Raw genomic sequence first — 18,447 nt, 5'->3', positions numbered from 1 at the left:
CGCGAAGGTCCGGCGTTGGCGACCTGTCAAAGCCCCGCATCTGAAGTCAATGACGCGTGACCGCTGCTGCGTTGCAAGGCCTCCGTGAATAGCCGCCACTGCGCTCTCCTGCCGAAGCCCCGGGGAGCGGATCGGCGCTGGCTGCTATAACCTGCATCGCTATGGACAGCCGCCTCATCCGTTTCCGCATCAATCGCGACATCGAGGAGAAAGCGCATCGGATGGCGGCTGAGCGCGGCATGGAACTGCCGGATGTCATGCGCATGATGCTAACCAAGGCCGTGCGTATCGGCGATTTCGCTATCGACCAGGATCGAGACGCTGCCTCGGAACCGGCCAACGACCTGCCTTTCCAGGCCTACGAACCCCGATACTGGGATCCGCTGAAGGCGTCTCTGGACGCGGAGGCCGCGCTGGCGCTGCTGAAGCAGGCGATTGCCGACCGGACGGCTGCAGGAGCTCAGTGGCATCCTCGCGCGCCGCAAGTTCGCCAAGAAGATCGCCGCCTCCGGCCTCACGCTGGAACAACTCGTGCATGGCTACGCCACGCTGGCCAGCCTGGTGCGCCCGGCCACGATCGCGCCCACCATCAAGGATGACCCCGACGACGATGGCGTGCTGGCCGCCGCCGTGGCCGCACGCGCCAGGCTCATCGTCTCGGGCGATCGGCATTTGCTCACGCTCGGGCAGGTTCAGGGCATCGCCATCCTGACCGTGCGCCAGGCCATGGAGCAACTGGCGCAGCAGCCATAGCGCGCACACGATGCACTGCAGTCCCCGCGCTGGCAGCTGCAGCCGTGAGTCCCGACGAACGCCCCCAGGAAGCCGGTAACACCTCCGGATCAAGGCTGCATGCGGCCTTGCGCCCGATCGGTGTGACCTCTTGCCGAGCAAGTAACACCGAACAATCGGGCAACCGTGCGGGTTGCCGGGCACCTGGTAGGTGCGTATGGCGTATGGGGGTTGGGCTGCTTAACAATTAAGCAAACGCATTCGGCGCCGCGCCTTCGAGCACCCCGTTCGAGCGATCGGCACGATCGCTTCGAGAGCGTCACATCACGACGCGCATGCGTCCAGGGGTGTAGCCCAACTGCATCCTTTGTGTACCCTTTCTGTACCTCTGCGGCCGTGCTTCGCACGATCATGAGCGCCCCCAGTCGTCGCGCTCCTGCACGTCATCAATCTAATCGCGCAGAGTGAACACCACCGACAGGTACGTGACGGGCTGCGTGCCGATCGCCTCGATACCATGCAACGCGGAGGCTTCGAAGAGCAGCGAGTCCCCCGCGCCGAGCTCCACCACCTTCGCCCCATAGCGGTATCGCACCTCGCCCGAGAGCAGGTACAGGAACTTCAGTCCGGGGTGCTGGAAGGTCACGTAAGGCTCGGCCCCCGGCAGCAGCGTCACCAGGTAGGGCTCCACGAACAGGTTGCCCGACAGCAGATGCCCCAGCAACTCGTATCGGTAGTCGGCCACGGCACCGACCCGGTCCACCTGGATCCCGTGCCCCGCCCGCACGTGGCTGAAGTCCGTGCGGCTGGGCTGGTCGCCGAAGAAGCGCGAGATGCCGCAGCGCGCAGCCAGCTCACCACCTGAGGCCCCAGCCGCCATGCGCAGGGCGCGCACCTGGCTCCCGAGCAGGGAGGCAGGCCTGCTGCGCGCGGGCGGCCCCTCGCGCAGCGGCTGGATGCGCGTCACCGATGCCGGCAGCCGCAGGGGTCGGGCGTGTGGGTGTACGGGCGCGCGCCGGTGCGCATGGCGGCGGCCTCAGTGCGCTGCGGCTACGACAGCGGCTAAGGAAGAAACCATCGGGCCTGTTCTATGCGTGGCGTCGCCATTGCGCAGCACATCGGGCTGCAGAGCGCATGGCTGCTGGGTTCGAACAAGCGCTCCGCGTTCGGCATGCCGAACAGCCCGATCATCGAGTCGTGCAACGCATCGCAGCCGCGGCTCCCCAGGTCAACGTTCCGCAGTCTTGTTCGGCGTGCCGAACACCCAGGAATCTGCATCGATGGATCAAACGTTCGGCACGCCGAACACGACACGCGCACAGCTCAAAAACAAGAAAGCCGGCAGCATCGCTGCCGGCGCCTCGGGATCGGCGATGAACTCAGCGCGTCACGGCACGTTCGAAGCGTGCACCGCGAACGGCTTGAACGGCAGGGCCAGCTTGCCAGCGTACTCGCCAGTGGATGCCAGCGTGGGGCAGACACCGGGCGCGGAACAGAAGTTGGTGTCGGGGTAGATCAGGTCACCGAACCGGTAGTTGTCGATGCTCTGGCCGCTGTAGTTCGCCACGCTGACGATATTGCCCCGCGTGGAGTAGTTGTCGGACATCGTCACCATGATCGGGTCGACGCGCGAGTCCTCCATGGTACGCAGGATGGTGCCGCTATTGCCGTCGTCGGCAAACTTGAGCCAACCCCACTTGCGATTGGCCCGATCGGTGAAGATCAGCATCGTGTTGATGGCATCGTCCTGGCTCGGGTAGTCCTTGGCCGCGGCGAGGTGCGTGATGTTGCTGCCCAGGCCCATCACCACGCCGACTTCCGCAACCTCGGCGGGCGTGCCGACCGCCGGCTTGGGGCCCTGCACGTACTGCCCCAGCGAGTACAGATGCACCTTGCCGTTCTCGGTGGCGACCCAGGCGCGTGCATAGCGCGGCACGGTCTTCCAGTACGGGCTGTCCGGCGAGATGCGCTCGCGGTCGTCCTTGCTCCAGTAGCTGTAGGTCGAGGTCGTCAGGATGCTCGTAGGCTTGTCGGCCAGCGTGATCGTCTTGATGATCGTCGGCGTGGCCTGTGGGCGATCTGCCAGCAGGTAGGGCCACTGGTTGGCGGCGAGCCCGACGTTCTGCGTTTCCAGGTTGCTCGCAGCGCTGCCCAGGTACATGTCATTCGTGTACTTGAAGAGCGGGCCGAGGTCGAGAAAGGCCAGGGTCTTCTCCGACTTCGAGGCCACCACCGCCACGCCGCCCTTGGCGTACTTCTCGTAGTACTCGCCGCCCGGCAGGAGCTTCGCCTGGTTGTCGGCCATCGGCGAGGCTTCCTTTGCCATGCCCGACAAGCCACCGTTGCCGGTGTACACGACAGCCGCATACGGGTGCATGCCGGTCGTCACCTTGATGGATGTCGGGGCCTTCATGTTGGCGGGCAGATCGACGTAGCCGAGCACCTTCATGAAGATGTAGTTGCCCTGGTTGAAGAAGCCGGGGTGGACCATGTCCATCCAGTCGTGCCACCAGTCGTACTTGGGACCATTGAGCGTACAGCCCTGGCAGCTGCCACCGAGCGAGATCACAGCGACCTGGCCCTTGTGGCTGATGGTGTCCCACACGGTGACGAAGGCGAACTCGCCGCCCCCGGTCACGGAAATGGCGGTCGGCACCTTGCCGATGGCCAGCTTGACGCTGGCACGGTTCTGCGCAGTGAACGTGCCGACGGTGAAGATCGTTGCCGGCTTCGTCGGGCTGCCCTGTGTCGCAATCAGCGAGAGGCGCGTCGAGGGGCTGTCCGCGGCGTTCTCGCCGCGATCTTCGACGATGGGCAGGTCTGCCGGGTCGTTCGGCGACAGCACGCCTGCGGCGTAGTAGGCATCGATCGACGTGGGCAGTATTCGCCGGTCTTGCCACAGCAACTGCGGGCGCTGCATGAAGGTCACCCGGTCGGTCGCCTGCGACTGGAACCACGCGACCGAGTTCGACAACGAACTCCCACTGGCGGGCGTGCCGATCGCTGCGCCATGGATGCTCACGTACAGGTTGCTCGCGAAGGTGTTTTCCGCACCGAGCTGGTAGTAAAGATCATTGCCTGGGCCGTGGTTGATCGCGCCCACGTCGGCCCGCAGAGGAAGCGTGTTGACGCCGGTCCCGGCCGCCGCCGGCCCGAATCGGTACGCCACGCCCTCGGACTGGCCGAACTTGTAGGCGATGTTGTCGTAGGCATTCGCAACGATGGCGCCGGAACTGTCCACCACGTCGCCGGCGATGGGTGAAGGCGCCGGGGCCGGGGCCGGGGCCGGAGCCGGAGCCGGAGCCGGAGCCGGAGCCGGAGCGGGAGCAGGAGCAGGTGCAGGCGCAGGCGCAGGCGCAGGACCGGCCGACACACATGTTTTCGCCGTCATGAACGCGGGATCGCCACCAAAGAACGTGTTCGTGCACGCTGCTGTTCCAGTGACCGACTTGGTGATCCAGCGCGAGTCGGCGCCGTACTTCACCAATGTGGGGGCGGGCACCGTGAACGAGGAACCTTCCTTGGCGAGCAAGGTTCCCGCGGGAGGAGCCGTCGGGATTTGCACATAGCATGCCTTGGCCACGTACTCCAGCGGGTCGCGGCCGAAGCTTGCGTTGTTGCAGACCACGGTGCCGGCGAGCATCTTGCTCGTCCAGGCCGAATTCGCGCCGTATTGCACCTCCGTCAACGAGGCCAGGTTGAACGCCTGGCCTTCGTTGGCGACCTCGACCCAACTTGAGTCGAGCTTGCTGTGCACTGCCTCCTTGTCTGCGGCGGACTCGCCTGCCGATGGAGCCGCCGATGCAGCCGTCGATTCCGTCGGCGCATCCGTGCTTTGAGGGTAAGCAAAGGTGCCGCCTGAGCCGCTTCCGCCCCCTCCGCAGCCCGCGAGTGCGCCTGCTGCAATAAAAAGCAGAAGCGCACTTTTGTCGATCTTTTTCACACTGAATCTCCTGGTCAACCTGTGATTGAGAAAAAAAGAAGTCCCCTGCGCCTCAAAAAGGGCGCAAAGAAATTGATAAAACTGCTGGAACGGGAAGGGCTGATCGCCGCGTGGGCTAGAGGGATGCGGCACGTTGTCCGTGCTCAACCCTGTAGGTGGCGTGGGGCCTGAGGCCGCCGGACATCGAATCCAACTGGACCGCGGCGACAGCCATGTCGTTCTTCAAGAGAACGCCCACGTGTCGCCTTCCTTTTCGCGGTGCCACTGCGATTCGATCGTCAGAGCTGCAACCGATTTGTCGTCGGTTCTTTTGAGTACTTAGGCAAGCTGCATTCGCTGCGCGTCGTCGCTGCAGGCCGCCGCGACAGAAGCTTTCATGTGTTGCCTTTTATTGTTTCAATAAAATTTTGAACTGATGTTATTGTCGACTCGCAGTTCTCTTTTGCGCCAAATCAAAGGCCCAAAGACAGGCACAACTTCACGTCTTGGCCGCGCGATATCGAATAACGGCTCTATGAAGCCATTCGAATTAACAACTTAGTTCGAAGACGTTGCGGTTCTTCCACGCGATCAACGAATACTTAATTCAGATTAAGTTGAAAGAACTAGAGTCTTGAAAGAATGCGATCAATTCAAGGTGAACCGCCCAAGGCTGGCCGAGGCATTCATTGAGCTCTCGGTGCGCAACGACAACGTGTTTGGCCGAAGCGATCAATGGACTCGGCAGGGCCGAGTCCATTCATCGACTTGAATCCTGGAAGACCAGGGAAGCGATGGACGTGGCCACGCTGGAGCGCATCCTCTAGAAGGAGGGTTCCCGGTCAACGCGAGTTGAACCACGCTCGCGACCAGTCCGGGGGTGGTCGCGCAAGCCGCTCAACGAGAAGCAATGGCCGAGGAGAAAGAGATGTGACCCTGCATGTGCCGTTATTGGTGCCGTACGCTCGCCAGAATCCGTGCCGATGACGTGGAGCACGTCCGCCTCGACGATCTGGCCGCGTACTACCGTGCCTGGGGCATCGATCTTTCGTTCCCGCAGGGGCTTGATTTCGACCACGACCCGACGGACGCCCGCCGAAGTGGATGAGCTGCGGCAGTAGTACCAGGCACCCCTCACAAACGCAGGTGTGCCGGCGTTGGTGGTCCTGGCGGCCGACTGCAGCGACGGTGCGCATGTCAATGGCAAGCTGCAGGACACGCAAGGGCGCGGCATCTGCGCAATCTTCACCCAATCGAACCGATATGCACGGCGACGCCCAAGAGCGGTTCGAGATCGTGGCGCACGGATCGGGCACATGCTCAGCCTGATCCCGGTGTGCGCTCGACCAATGGCGACAAGCCCAGGAAAGCCTCGACGCGAGCTCGCAAGCCCGAGATCCGGAACCGCTGGGCGTATGCGAACTACCTCAAGAAGAAACGCGACGCGACGCGTAAAGGGAAATGAATGCAGATCAGTACAAGAGCGAGAACTATGTGAGGGCGGAGAGCAAGTCCGCCGAACGCCGGGCCATATGACGGCGAGAACGGTGTGCCACCCTCAAGGTCGCAGCAAGCCAGCCCCACCCACCCCCTCTCTTCTCTCTCCTCTCTTCGGGCCAGCACGAGGCGAAGCGAGGCGGGCCAGCAGTCTTGAGGCTACGCCCGCGACCGGCCGCGTGCCGGAGGAAGGATTCGACGCGCTCGGCGCCGGGCGTCCGCGTCCACCTGGTCGGCGATGCGCCGCACCCTGGTGGCGCAGGCCAGCAGGCGCTGCCGTTCCTTATGACTCAGCACCACGCCGTGCCCGAGGTTGCCGGCAGCCACCGCGACCACCATCGCGTCCTCGCCCAGCAGCGCGAGTGCGTCGCGTGCCGGCAGCCCGCAAGGGCGCCGAAGCTCCCGGCACCTCGCATCGGCGCACCGGACGACCACGAGGCACTACATTTCCCGGGTGTCTACCGCCGCTCCCACCTTGTTCGACTACGCTCGCTTCGCCGAGGATCTGAAACGCCGCATCGACGGTGCGCGGCTTTCGGCCGCGCGCGCCGTCAACCGCGAGCTGGTGGCTCTGTACTGGGACATCGGGCAAGCCATCCGCGAACAGCAGGCACGCCGGGGATGGGGCGACGCGGTGGTCGATCGGCTGGCGCGCGATCTCAAGGCGTCCTTCCCCGGGACGACTGGCTTTTCAGCGGCGAGCCTCTGGCGCATGCGCCAGTTTCACGAGACCTACACCGCGCCGGAGTTTCTCGCACAGCTTGTGCGAGAAAGAGAGCGCGCTACCAAACGCATCCAAGGTCCCAAGGCGCTGACGGCCATCGACCATCGTCAACTCGCACAGGCGGTGCGAGAAATGGTGGAGGCGGTGCCCTGGGGCCACCATGTCAACCTGCTCTCCAAGCTCGACGATGCTGCGCAGCGGCTCTTCTACCTGAAGGCCACCGCGCGCTTCGGCTGGAGCCGCAACGTGCTGCTCAACCAGATCAAGGCGCAGGCCTACGAGCGGTCGTTGGCCCAAGGCAAGGTGCACAACTTCGCGCTGGCGCTACCCGAGCATTTTGCCGAGCAGGCCGAGGAGGCGCTCAAGAGCAGCTACAACCTGGAATTCCTTGGCATCCGGCGCGAGATCAAGGAGCGCGAGTTGGAGGACCACCTGATCGACAAGCTGCGCGACTTTATCCTCGAGCTGGGCTACGGCTTCTGCTTCGTCGGGCGCCAGTATCGACTCTCGCTCGGGCGCAAGGAGTACTTCATCGACCTGCTCTTCTATCACCGCTTCCTCAAGGCGCTGGTGGCGATCGAACTGAAGATCGGGCCCTTCGAGCCGGAGTTCGCCGGCAAGATGGATTTCTATCTCAACCTCCTCAACGAGAAGGAGCGCGCGCCGGACGATGCGCCATCCATCGGGATCATCCTTTGCGCCGAGAAGGACAACCTCGAAGTGGAGTTCGCACTGAAGAGCAAGTCGAACCCGATCGGCGTGGCCGAGTACCACATCCAGGGCAAGCTGCCGGCCGAGATGAAGGGAAAGCTGCCCTCCGCGCGCCAGCTTCAGGAAGTAGTGCGGGCCGTCTACCCCCGATTGGGTTGAGCCGCAAACGCAACGCAAGCACGCGTGAACCCATTTGGATCGACTGGGGATTCGGGTCCACGATGAATGATGTCGCGGCACACAAGGTCACGGGCTGCGCCGGCCAGTCGAATCGCTAGGCGCCCTTCAATCGTCGCGCCTCCGGAGCAAGAACCTATCGTTCAGCCCGGCCGCGCAGCGGGACGCATCCGCGCAGACTCAGGATCTCTCGCGTTGCCAGCACACCTCCTCTCGAGCGGGCGGCCCAACTGAAGCAGCACGGCGAACACATCGGGCGCTATCGATGAATGCCCCGGCGACGGCAAGCAACTGGGAATCGATCGAAGCGGTGCGCCAGTTTCAGACCGATCGCCAGACGGTCTCTTCTTCGATCACGGTGACGAATCGCCGCGCCGAGAACCCCTGCGGATAGAGCGTCCGCACCGCGGCGTCAAGGTCCAGCTCGCCCGCTTCGTCAAGCGCGCGCCCCGCGTCGGCAGGCAACAGCTGGTCCGGGTCGTGCAGCAGCGCCGCATCGTCGCGCAGCGCGATCAGCATCTCCTCGAGCGACACCTTCAGGAAGCCGGCGAAGCGCTGGTGGTCGCACTCGATGGCGGTGTCGACGATCCAGCCGTGCACCTTGGACACTGGCCCCGCCCTCAAAGCGACACAAGGGCTCAGCGTTCGGCATGCCGAACACGGGACGAGAACGCAGGCGAGAAAAAGCCGACAGGATCGCTGCCGGCTTCCAGATGGTCACGCTGTGAATTCAATCTGTCTCGTCGTCCTCCGCGCTTCGATTGGGGCGCCCAAGCACAACGGCGTCACGCCACCCGGCTACCCTCGAAGCAGAAATCCTCGATCAGATCTGCTTCATTCCTCGTGCAGGGAGTCGTCCCACAAGTCCGCGAAGCGCGGGTGTCGCATGCCGGCTCGGGTGATCGACGCGCCGATAGAGACGCAGCAGCTCGCGTCCGCATTTGATCCTGGATGGGACAGACCCTGCTGGTAGAGAGATCACCGACCGTACCAAGCGCCAAGGCGCACTCATCCCTGCGGCGCCTTCTCTCGAGTCCCCAGCAAGCTTTCCAACATGGACATCTCGAACGATCCTCCAGTTTGGTCGAGATGCGTCGCTTTCAGCCGGATCGCGTAAAGGCTCGCACGCATCACCCTCCAACTGGGGCTCCCCACGCCTCGCGTGCAATGTCGACAGGATTTCGCGTGCCACGGGTGGCATACAGCTCAAGGGCAAGGTCGGCGGTCTGCTCCAGGTCGGCGCATCCTTCTGCAAGCCGTTGCCACTCGGCGACGAACGCGCGTTGCCATTCCTGGGTATGTTTGGGGCGCGCGGCAGGCCCGCACGTCAGCGGCTCTGATTGCCAGTTCATGTTTCCTCCTTCATTCAGGCGCAGCGGTTTAGAAAGGGCACCCGCGAGCACGCGCCCTCCGCTTCAATTCATCGTAGTCGCCCATCAGCCGATCGAATGAAGATGACGGCCTCGGTCGTCACCAGCTGTGAACTTTGTAGCAGCGCACAGAGCCAGCCCCACAGGGACGAGATGCGAGGAGGCAACGCTCGATGGGAGTTTTTCACATCCTTACAGCCTTTGTGGTCCATGGGCAGCACCCTGGATGGACAGCTCAGGTCTTCGTCAGGGTTGGGCACTAGTATGGCCAGGCAGTGCCTCCGGGGGCATCGACCACTGCGCTCAAGCCAGCACTTCAGCTGGCAGCTCCCTCGTAGATGAACAAGAACACACGCGGCACGATCGAGATGACCACTGCCATGGTGATCTCTGGAACCCTCGGCTGGTTCGTTCTGCGCTCTGGACAGCCGATCATCGATCTGCTGTTCTGGCGCTGCGTGTTCGGCGCGGCCGCCCTGCTGGTCGTCTGCACGGCCATGGGCATGCTGCGCGGCAAACTCTCGATTCGCCTGTTCTGCTGGGCAGCGTTGGGAGGGGCGGCCATCGTCCTCAACTGGTTGCTGATCTTCGCTTCGTTCTCACGGGCATCGATCTCGATCGCGACCGCGGTCTACAACACGCAGCCCTTCATGCTGGTCGCGCTGAGCGCGCTCTTCTTTGGCGAACGCCTGACCGCGACCAAACTGACGTGGCTGGGCGTTGCCTTTGTCGGGGTGCTTCTCGTCGTCCAGGCGAAACCCGAGGCCAGCTACACCGGCACCGCGTATGTCTCCGGTGTCCTCATGGCACTCGGCGCGGCCTTCTTCTATGCGGTGGCCGCCATCATCACGAAGAAGCTCAGCGGCACGCCGCCGCACATGATTGCGCTCGCCCAGGTGTGCGTGGGCATCTTGATGATCGCGCCCTTTGCCAATCTCTCGGCGCTCACCGCCGAAGGCCGGGTGTGGGGAAGCTACATCGTCATGGGCGTGGTCTACACCGGACTGGTGTTCGTGCTGCTCTACGGCGCGATACAGAAGCTGCCGACGCACGTGGCGGGCGCGCTGTCTTTCGTCTACCCCATCGTCGCGATCGGCGTGGACATGGTGGCCTTCGACCATCGACTGGAGCTGGTGCAAGGGGTCGGCGCCGCCGCGATCCTGACGGCCGCGGCGGGACTGAATCTCTGGTGGTCGCTCAAGAGATCGAAAGCGCCGGCCGTCGAGTGAGGTAGGCCCCGCCGCGGATCTGGGGCCGACGGCAGGAGCGACGCAACGCATCGTCGATGGCCCGGGAGGCGGCCGTACGCCAGGATGAAAAACCCCCAGCGGTTCGCCGGGCCCCACGGCGATTGCGGCTCACTCTTCTCACGAGGACATCGCAGTCGGGCCGAGGGGCGGCATCTCCCTGGCGAGGATGAATTCGAAGGCGGCGCCGGCATGCCGTGCCGCGGCAAAGATCGCCGTGCGATCGTTCTTCAGCACCTGCAGCCAGCTGTCCAGGTAGGCGGCATGCCCTTCGATGGTCGCGTCGACCAGGCCGCAGTGCCCCATCACGAACGCGCAGCCGAGCTCGGCCACCAGTTCCTCGAACGCATAGGCCGCGTCGCCGAAGCGTTTGCCGAACTGTCGATTCAGCCGGCTCGGATGTCCGGTCCAGTGAACCAATTCATGCAGCGAGGTGGCGCAGCACGCTTCGGCGCTGGTGAAGCGGCTCGGCCACGGCAGGCGGATCTCGTCGAGCTCCGGCAGGTACATCGCGCGCTCGAAGCCGTGCCGGATCGTCGCATTGCAACCCCCGAGCAGGCGCAACGCACCCTCCACCGGCCCCCGCTGCGACTTGACGGGATCGACGCAAAGCTCAACGACATCCGACGGCAATCCGTCGATCTGCGCGACGTTGAAAACCCAGAACGGCCTGGCCAGCAGCACGCCACCGCGCGGCGCTTGCTCCGCCCTGCCCTCTTCCTCGCCGTCCTGAATCGACGCAGCGCCATCTGCATCCGACCCCTTGCGTGCCTTGCGTTCGAAGTGCGCACACATCACCGCGCGCTCGCCCTTGCGAACCTGCGCGCCCATGCTCGATGCCTGCTTGTAGGTCTGCCAGACATTCGACGCATACCCGTGCTCGATCGCCGCGTCCCAGAGCAGCAGCACATTGGCGCCGTGATAGCGCTCGCCGGTCTTGCCGTTGCGCGGCACGCCGCGCGAGGCCGCCCGCGTCCAGCGTTCGCGGAACACGTTGCCGCCCTTCTCGAGCATGGCCACGATGCGGTCGGTGATGACTTGCCGCACGTCCATGCGTGCGCCGTTGCGACCCGCCGAGTTCCTCTCTTCATCAGCACCTGCTTGGGGTGAGTCCTCGGGGGGTACGGGGGAAACGCCCGTGGCTGTTGGGTTGTCCGCATGGCGCCGACGGGTGGATCGAGTGGCATGCATGGCTGGGCCTTTCTGCGGGGTGTGCCGCGGTGGTTGAACATCTGCTTTCGGAGCCGCCTCGACGCATGAAGAGCGAGCGCAAGGGCCGATGTCCAGGGAGCGCCCGGAGGCCGCAGCCGAGGCGCTGGCCGAGGACCGGGTGAGGACGGAGGCGTTGCCCGAAGCCCTGGACAGCAGCCCGGGCGAGCTATGCGTCGGTCAAGAGGCGGCTTCGAAGGCAGATGCACCGCGGCACACCACGCCGGCACGGCGCATCCACGAGCCCATCAGCGCGCGCGAGCGGCCAGCAGGCCGCACCTCCTCTGCGCGCAGGCGCAGAGGCACGCGGAAGAGAGATTGAGATTGCCTGCGTGGCAAGTGGCCGCGCTCCAGCGGCCGCTCATGTGCAAAGCCTCGAAGCCGCGTCATGCGGCGAGCCAGTAGAAAAAAGGGCCGAAGCCCCTGCCGCTACATCAACCCGCGCTGTGCGAGCGAAGTCGCCTGGGTTCCGGCGATGACCAAATGATCGAGCACGCGAACGTCGAGCAGAGCGAGCGAGGCCTCAAGCGCCTTCGTCAGCGCTTCATCCGCACGCGACGGCTCGGCCGCACCGCTTGGATGGTTGTGCGCCACGATCAGGGCGGCCGCGTTGTGATGAAGGGCCCTGCGCGCGATCTCGCGCGGGTACACGCTGGTCTGGGCGATCGTGCCGCGAAAGAGATCTTCGATGGCGATCAGCCGATGCTGCGCGTCGAGGTACATGACCACGAAGCTCTCGTAGGGCTGCCCGGCAAAGTGCAGCTTCAGGAAATCGCCCACCGCCGTCGGCGAGTCGAACACCGCTGCCGCAGTCAACTCCTCGGCGAGCAGCTCCTGCGCCAGCGCCAGGCTGGTCGCCAGGCGTCGGCAACCGGGCATCGACGAGTCGCGGGCGAAGCCGGCCAGCTTGTGCAGCGAACGGCCATTGGCCTCGTACAGCGCGTCAGCCTCCGCGCCAAGAATCGGGCGCAAGACATCGACGATGCGGCGTTGCTCGGCGGTGAAATCGACAGATGCGGTCATGGTGAACTCCTGTGGGTGACACAGGCGGGATTGCCTGCGTGACCCCGGACCACCCCGCCGCAGCGCAGCGCTCAAGGCCGCCGCAGGCGCGCGGCACGTGCCGAGCACGCGAAGCGCGCGCAGGGCCTTGAACGCGAGAACGGTGGGGTACGCTGAGGGCACACAGGCAAGCCCTCCCCCACCCTCACCAACCCCTGGGTACGCAAACGCTCCCGATCCCGCGCCAGGGATGCGCAAGGCGGGCCAGGCCCGTCCCCGCAAGGGGATGAGCGCGACCGCGCGAACCTGGAACAGCCCGGCACCGGCGTGCAGCCGGTGGGCGCCCGGGATTCAGTCCATTCGCTTGCTGTCGCGGCGTTCGCCCTTCGGCATGGTCCGGCCATGGCACCCCGGGCAATGAACGCGGGACCTGGTGTCACACAACTTGGGCATTTCCCAAGCAGCTCCAATCAGGGCGCCGCTTCAACGACACATGCAACAACTGGACGAAGGCGCGAAGGGGCTTGATGACAACGAATCGGCATGGCGCCGGCCACGATCGACACAAAATCAGCCTGGACGATCAAGCGGTTCAACCGACCTCCCGCCGCGTGGATGACCTCCCCGGGGCGCGCTCATTTCCTCTTGACTTTGTACGGTACATTACCGTACAGTGCAGGGGAAAGAGAGGTCTGCCATGTCCCGCGATACCCCCCGAACCGAGCGTGTCGAAGCGCGCATTGCACCTGACGTGCTGGCCGTGGTCCGACGCGCCGCAGAGATCGAAGGACGAAGCATCAGCGACTTTCTCGTCGGGGCCGCGCAAGAAGCCGCGCGCCGTACGATCGAGCAGACGCAGATCATCCGCCTGTCGATGGAAGAACAGCAGCGCTTTGCCTCATTGCTGCTTGATCCCCCTGCGCTTTCTCCTGCGATGGCACGCGCGGCCAAGGCGCACAAGAAACTGATCGCCTCCTCGCGGTGACAGCTCCGTTCCGCATAGAGGCGCTGGCGCCGGAGCATGACCGCGCGGGCTTTGCCTGCGGGAGCGATCCGCTCGACAAGTATTTGAGAGAGCAAGCGTCGCAGGACATACGTCGCCGCACCAGTGCCTGCTACGTCGCGATCGACAACCGGACGGATGCGGTCGCGGGGTATTACACCCTGGCCGCTGGCAGCGTTCCACTCACAGGCCTTTCCGAGGCGATGGCGAAGAAACTGCCGCGCTATCCCCTCGTTCCTGTGGCACGCATTGGCCGTCTTGCAGTGAGTGTGGCGTTTCAGAAGAGGCAGCTTGGAGCAGCACTGCTGTGGGATGCAGGGTTGCGCGCAATGCAGTCGGGCATGGGCGTCTTCGCGTTGGTTGTCGATGCCAAGGATAAGGTTGCAGCCGCGTTTTACGAGCATCACGGATTCACTGCATTCAGCGGCAACCCACTGACCTTCATCCTTCCGATCGCGACCCTCGCGAACAAGAACTGAACGTGCCACGCGGCCTCCAGGTCGTCAAGCTTGTCGCGCCCTGTCACTGCCTGAGTCGCCAAGCTTCAGTCAGAATCACTGCGCTTGCCGCGAATGTTGAGGGGGAACCTATGCCTCGTGAATCCAGTTTGACCGACGAGCTGCGCATGCTATTGCATTCGCGCCGTACGGCCGCCCTAGGCACTGTGGGTGATGACGGAGCGCCGTTTGTTTCCATGATCCCGTTCGCGGTGGAGCCATCTCTTGGATGCCTGATCATTCATGTCAGCGACTTGGCCGCCCATACGCGTTACCTCCGAGACCGGCCCAAGGTATCCGTGCTTGTCATGCAGCACGAGCTGCCTGGTGAGCCGGTGCATGCGCTTCCACGCGCTACTCTGGGGGGCGACGCCGACGTGCTGGAGAGCAACAGGCCGGAGTGGGAGCCGTGCCGAGCCGCATACCTGGCGCGCTTTCCTGAGGCAGAGCCCATGACGCAGCTGGACGATTTCCGGTTTGTCGCAGTTCATGTCCATCACGCCCGCCAGATCTCAGGGTTCGCAGCGGCGCGTGACGTTGGCGAGGAAGAGCTCCAACGCGCCTTGCGCGCCGAGGCGTAACGCAATGCATTAGTCAGAATGCCGGCGCGTTCGGCGTTCATCTGCAACCGCTGGACCTTGGCCGCTGGAGGCTACCGGCGCCCCACGCAAACGAGCGCCAACGCCATCAGGCGTGCTTTTGCAACGCTTCGCCGAAGGATGAGCAATGCGCCGCCGATTCCATGTCCAGCACCTGGCGCGATGCCGTGCGGTCACATGCCAGGTAGACCCTGCTTGAGTTCGGCGATGAGCGCCGAAGCGAGTTTGCCGGTGCGCCCGTGGCCCGGCTTCGGCAGGTCAGCGCCACATCTGTGCTGAATGTCCGGATGTGGCCATGCGGGTTCGAAGAACATCCGGGTCTTGGCGGACATCAGGGCAGTGAGATTGACGCAATCAGCAAATGATGAGTTCCGTATGCCCGAAGCCCTTGGAATAATCGAGCACGGAAATGACCGAGGGCGTGACGCGGAACAGGCGAACCTCGTCCGGGCTCGGCATCTTCATCGGCAGAGGCCCCGCCTCAGGGTATTTCAGAGGTAGCAGGCGCAGGACTTTCTCCGCTTCGGCCCGATCATCCACCGCATGCGCACGTGCAGCCATCGACAAGCCGGTGATCGCCATCAAATCCGCCGTGTCGTGGTCGATCGTCAGCGAGAGTCGATCATCTCGCGCCAGGTTTTTTGCCTTCTGACTGTCCAGCCCGCAGAGAAAGTACAGCGTCAGGCCTTCGTTCACGTAGCCGACCGTCGTTGCCTGCGGCCAGCCATCCGGGCGCAGCGTCGCAACTGTCATGATTCGATGTTGATCCAACAGCGCCAGGATCTTCCGTCTGATCTCGTCGTCCATGAGTCGCCTCCACAATCGTCAAAAGGGGCCACCCCATTTTGGGCTTGGTTGGCGACTCGGCCTTGATCTTGATCAAGGCCTGACCGCATCGGGTCGAATGCGCGCCTTGGCGGGGTAACCGTGACTGGCTACCTCTCAGTCGACTTCTCAGTCGACTCTTGCCGTCGGTCGCGACTGGCTGCTTCTGGCCGCCCCGATTGCCGAAGTTGGCATTACTCGCGTCGGAAGTCCGGCGCGCGCGTTCGCAATGCGTGCGCCGCGCATCTTCGTCCTCATCTGGAGTCACGCATCCGGTGCCTTCAGCGCAGCCTTCGGGATTCTTGGAGACAGCGCTCGACCATCACTTGGTCTGCGGACTGCATGCCGAGCGACTCTCGAGTCACGGAATTTCTCCACCAGGCTTACTTCTTCATCGCGAAGCCATGCAGTGGCAGCAGCAGGCGATCGGGCTTCGGACATATCCCCTTTGTCTGATGCGCCACGGCCCGCGGCACGTCACGATGCGCGTCGGGGAGTTGGAGGTGGCGTGGGCGTCCCTCGGCGGAAATCGCCAAGCTGCAAACTGAAGGAGTGATCATGGTCGGAGACCGGCTGGCCGCTGCGCAGCGGGGTATCGCGCTCGCCGAGGTCATCGAGTCAGCGCCCATTGCGCCAGCAAGCGGGAAACGAGTTGCGCGCGCCGCGAAGGCGGTGGGTCGTGTCGGCGCGCCGGCGCCAACACGGGCCGGGCGAGCGCCGTCAAGGGGCGCCGCCGGCGCGTTCACCGGCCCGTTTCTGTCACCGTCCTCTTTGACGAGGGCCGAGCGGCTGAAGCTCGTCGACGGTGTCGAGCGCGTCATCGAAGGTGTGTTCGCGCACCTGCCGCTCAAGCGCGCGCGCTACGGCGTCGACCCGGTGCAGCGGCTGCGCATCCTGCGCACGCAGGTCGACCAGTTGTCGAGCGACGAATTCCACATCGAGCTGGCCGACGTGGTGACGCGGCTGCGCGATGCGCACACGCGCTACGCCGGCCCGGCGAGCCTGTCGACCAAGGTCGCGGCCCTGCCTTTCCTGGTCGAGATGTTCGGCCCTGCCGCCTCTCCGACCTACGTCGTCACCCGCGTCGCCGCCGGACTGGACGCGGCCTTCAAGCCAGGCGTGGTGCTGGAGTTCTGGAACGGCGTGCCGATCGACAAGGCCGTGCGCCGACACGCTGACGAGGAGGTCGGCGGACGCACCGACAGCCAGCGCGCATGGTCGGTCCAGAGCCTGACCCTGCGCTCGCTGCAGTACGGCCCGCCGCCCGACGAATACTGGGTCGTGGTCGGCTACCGCAGCAGCGCGGCCGACGGCGCTCCGACGGGTTCGCCCCGCGAGATCAAGATACCCTGGCGCGTCGTCGACCCGGGCGAGATCGACGAGATGCTGCCGAGCGGACCTACCGGCCGCGCGGCCACGCGCCTGCGGCGCACGCGCGCGGTCGATCCGGCGGCAGCGATCGCGCGCCGCGCCAAGATGCTGCTCTTCGCGCCCGGCGCGCTGACCGGCGAGCAGGCCAGTGCGCAGCCGACGCCGAAGTCGTCGTCCGGTCGCAAGGCGCCGACCGCCGAGGTCATCGCGACCGAGCTCACGGGCACGCTCAAGGCCACGTCGCTGGCCCAGCCGGGCGGAGCCATCGCCTACTTGCGCATCTACGGCTTCGACGTCCCGCCGGAGGACTTCATCCCCGAGCTACAACGGCTCATCCCTCTGCTGCCGGACAACGGGCTCATCATCGACGTGCGCGGCAACCCGGGCGGCTACATCCTGGCGGCGGAATCGGCGCTGCAGCTCTTCACGCCCAAGCCGATCCAGCCGACACGCTTCTCGATCCTGTGCACTGCCTTCACGCGCACGCTCGCCGCACTGCCGGGCATGGAAGGAGAGCTCGGGCCGTGGAAGGAGTCGCTCGAAGCGGCGGTGCGCAACGGCGAGCTGTATTCGCAGCCGCTGCCCATCACGAGCTTCGCGGAGTGCAACGCGATCGGCCAGCAGTACGGCGGGCCGGTCGTTCTCGTGGCTGACTCCACAACCTACTCCTCCGGCGATCTGTTCAGCGCGGGCTTCGTAGACAACGGCATCGGCCCCTTCGTCTGCGTCGGCGAGGCCACCGGTGCCGGCGGCGCGAACGTCTGGGACTACGAGGATCTGCGCCCGCTGATGGCCGGCACCGACTTCGAGCTGCCGACGCTGCCCGACGGCATCGGCATGTCCTTCGCGTTCCGTCGCGCGACCCGCGCGGGCCCGTCGGAAGGCCTGCCGATCGAGGACGTCGGCATCGGCGGCACGCCGTACGCGATGACGCGCGACGACCTGCTTGCCGGCAACCCGGACCTGCTGGCCCATTGCTTCGAGCTCCTCAAGCAGCAGCGCCGAAGCAGCCTGATCGTCGAGGCGAGCAAGGCCGCGCGCGAGATCACCGTGCGGCACGCCGGGCTGACGCGGCTGGACGTGCTCTTCGACGGCCATCCGGGCAGCAGCCTTGCCCTGCGCGCGCGAGCGCCGGTGGTCGTGCCGTACCCGGCCGGCACCAAGGTGGTCGAACTGTTCGGCTTCGGCGGCGAGGAACTGCTGCAGAAGCGGCGCGTGGACGCACGCCGCTGACACGGCTCACACAACAACAAGGAGCACGCTCTTGACTTTCCGCATCTCCTGGGCCGCACTCGTCGCGGTCTCGTCGTTCTGCTGCGCGACAGCGTCGGCCCAGTTTCCCGACGCCCGCGACACGCCGCCGGCGGGCTGGGCCGGGCCGGTCTTCAAGCTGAAGCAGGACTACCCGCAGACGCTGCCCGCCGTCGGCTCGCGCCCGTGGATGAGCTTCGACTTCCGCACCCAGCCCAACGAGTACATCAAGGCGGTGCTCGACTACGCGCTGGAGGGCAACAAGCAGGTCGACTTCAACATCCGGCCCGCGGGCAGGGACGACTGAACG

18 protein-coding genes are annotated in these 18,447 nt (G+C 64.9%); 8 read left to right on the top strand and 10 right to left on the bottom strand.

What is annotated here, in order from left to right; genetic code table 11:
• The first annotated feature begins 435 nt into the window (after window positions 1-435).
• A complete protein-coding gene (locus ACSQ89_RS31445) occupies window positions 436-753 on the top strand; it encodes a PIN domain-containing protein (RefSeq protein ID WP_436294299.1) in 318 nt (105 codons plus the stop codon).
• Window positions 754-1,183: 430 nt separating this feature from the next.
• Here ACSQ89_RS31445 and ACSQ89_RS31440 read toward each other — a convergent pair whose 3' ends face one another.
• The 3 genes from ACSQ89_RS31440 to ACSQ89_RS31430 all read right to left on the bottom strand — a co-directional run bounded on the left by ACSQ89_RS31440 (window position 1,184) and on the right by ACSQ89_RS31430 (window position 6,586).
• The gene (locus ACSQ89_RS31440) at window positions 1,184-1,612 is read right to left on the bottom strand and encodes a cupin domain-containing protein (protein ID WP_436297265.1); all 429 of its coding nucleotides are present in this window, start codon (window positions 1,610-1,612) and stop codon (window positions 1,184-1,186) included.
• A gap of 507 nt (window positions 1,613-2,119) precedes the next feature.
• Complete coding sequence (locus ACSQ89_RS31435) at window positions 2,120-4,489, bottom strand: hypothetical protein (protein WP_436296805.1); 2,370 nt, start codon at window positions 4,487-4,489, stop codon at window positions 2,120-2,122.
• A gap of 1,821 nt (window positions 4,490-6,310) precedes the next feature.
• Window positions 6,311-6,586 (bottom strand): hypothetical protein, encoded by a 276-nt coding sequence (locus ACSQ89_RS31430; protein ID WP_436294297.1) that lies wholly within the window; start codon window positions 6,584-6,586, stop codon window positions 6,311-6,313.
• Between the two features lie 40 nt (window positions 6,587-6,626).
• On the opposite strand from ACSQ89_RS31430, the gene ACSQ89_RS31425 reads away from it, so the two are divergent.
• Window positions 6,627-7,745 (top strand): PDDEXK nuclease domain-containing protein, encoded by a 1,119-nt coding sequence (locus ACSQ89_RS31425; protein ID WP_436296804.1) that lies wholly within the window; start codon window positions 6,627-6,629, stop codon window positions 7,743-7,745.
• A gap of 339 nt (window positions 7,746-8,084) precedes the next feature.
• On the opposite strand, the gene ACSQ89_RS31420 is transcribed toward ACSQ89_RS31425, so the two are convergent.
• Window positions 8,085-8,372: a hypothetical protein gene (locus ACSQ89_RS31420; protein ID WP_436296803.1), complete on the bottom strand. Its 288-nt coding sequence runs from the start codon at window positions 8,370-8,372 to the stop codon at window positions 8,085-8,087.
• A 521-nt stretch (window positions 8,373-8,893) separates the two neighbouring features.
• Window positions 8,894-9,115 carry a hypothetical protein gene (locus ACSQ89_RS31415; protein WP_436294294.1) on the bottom strand — a complete coding sequence of 74 codons (222 nt, stop codon included), beginning with the start codon at window positions 9,113-9,115 and terminating at the stop codon, window positions 8,894-8,896.
• A gap of 356 nt (window positions 9,116-9,471) precedes the next feature.
• On the opposite strand from ACSQ89_RS31415, the gene ACSQ89_RS31410 reads away from it, so the two are divergent.
• Window positions 9,472-10,362, top strand: coding sequence for a DMT family transporter (locus ACSQ89_RS31410; RefSeq protein ID WP_436296802.1), 891 nt, complete (start codon window positions 9,472-9,474; stop codon window positions 10,360-10,362).
• 138 nt (window positions 10,363-10,500) lie between these two features.
• Here ACSQ89_RS31410 and ACSQ89_RS31405 read toward each other — a convergent pair whose 3' ends face one another.
• The 3 genes from ACSQ89_RS31405 to radC form a co-directional block, all read right to left on the bottom strand.
• Entirely contained in the window at window positions 10,501-11,433 is a 933-nt protein-coding gene (locus tag ACSQ89_RS31405) for an ArdC family protein (RefSeq protein ID WP_436294292.1), read from the bottom strand.
• 336 nt (window positions 11,434-11,769) lie between these two features.
• Window positions 11,770-11,979, bottom strand: a complete 210-nt coding sequence (locus ACSQ89_RS31400; protein WP_436296801.1) for a hypothetical protein — start codon at window positions 11,977-11,979, stop codon at window positions 11,770-11,772.
• 39 nt (window positions 11,980-12,018) lie between these two features.
• A complete protein-coding gene (gene radC, locus ACSQ89_RS31395; protein WP_436296800.1) occupies window positions 12,019-12,687 on the bottom strand; it encodes a RadC family protein in 669 nt (222 codons plus the stop codon).
• Window positions 12,688-13,288: 601 nt separating this feature from the next.
• On the opposite strand from radC, the gene ACSQ89_RS31390 reads away from it, so the two are divergent.
• From ACSQ89_RS31390 to ACSQ89_RS31380, 3 genes are all read left to right on the top strand, one after another.
• Window positions 13,289-13,576: a DUF1778 domain-containing protein gene (locus ACSQ89_RS31390; RefSeq protein ID WP_093110575.1), complete on the top strand. Its 288-nt coding sequence runs from the start codon at window positions 13,289-13,291 to the stop codon at window positions 13,574-13,576.
• On the top strand, window positions 13,573-14,073 hold the full coding sequence (locus tag ACSQ89_RS31385; RefSeq protein ID WP_436294287.1) for a GNAT family N-acetyltransferase: 501 nt from the start codon (window positions 13,573-13,575) through the stop codon (window positions 14,071-14,073). The genes ACSQ89_RS31390 and ACSQ89_RS31385 overlap by 4 nt, the downstream gene beginning before the upstream one ends.
• 110 nt (window positions 14,074-14,183) lie before the next feature.
• Entirely contained in the window at window positions 14,184-14,672 is a 489-nt protein-coding gene (locus ACSQ89_RS31380) for a HugZ family protein (RefSeq protein WP_093110579.1), read from the top strand.
• A gap of 191 nt (window positions 14,673-14,863) precedes the next feature.
• Here ACSQ89_RS31380 and ACSQ89_RS31375 read toward each other — a convergent pair whose 3' ends face one another.
• Both ACSQ89_RS31375 and ACSQ89_RS31370 read right to left on the bottom strand, forming a co-directional pair.
• Window positions 14,864-15,022, bottom strand: a complete 159-nt coding sequence (locus ACSQ89_RS31375; RefSeq protein ID WP_436294286.1) for a hypothetical protein — start codon at window positions 15,020-15,022, stop codon at window positions 14,864-14,866.
• 22 nt (window positions 15,023-15,044) lie between these two features.
• Entirely contained in the window at window positions 15,045-15,497 is a 453-nt protein-coding gene (locus ACSQ89_RS31370) for a pyridoxamine 5'-phosphate oxidase family protein (RefSeq protein WP_093110581.1), read from the bottom strand.
• A 576-nt stretch (window positions 15,498-16,073) separates the two neighbouring features.
• Between ACSQ89_RS31370 and ACSQ89_RS31365 the strand changes: the two genes are divergently transcribed.
• Together ACSQ89_RS31365 and ACSQ89_RS31360 are read left to right on the top strand one after the other, a co-directional pair.
• Window positions 16,074-18,119: a S41 family peptidase gene (locus ACSQ89_RS31365; RefSeq protein WP_436294285.1), complete on the top strand. Its 2,046-nt coding sequence runs from the start codon at window positions 16,074-16,076 to the stop codon at window positions 18,117-18,119.
• Between the two features lie 31 nt (window positions 18,120-18,150).
• Window positions 18,151-18,444 (top strand): hypothetical protein, encoded by a 294-nt coding sequence (locus ACSQ89_RS31360; RefSeq protein WP_436294284.1) that lies wholly within the window; start codon window positions 18,151-18,153, stop codon window positions 18,442-18,444.
• Window positions 18,445-18,447: the final 3 nt, after the last annotated feature.

This window comes from Variovorax sp. LjRoot175 (assembly GCF_964253805.1).
Classification (GTDB): Bacteria; Pseudomonadota; Gammaproteobacteria; order Burkholderiales; family Burkholderiaceae_C; genus Variovorax.
The sequence above is the reverse complement of the archived record's forward strand: the minus strand, read 5'-3'. Positions and strand labels throughout refer to the sequence as shown.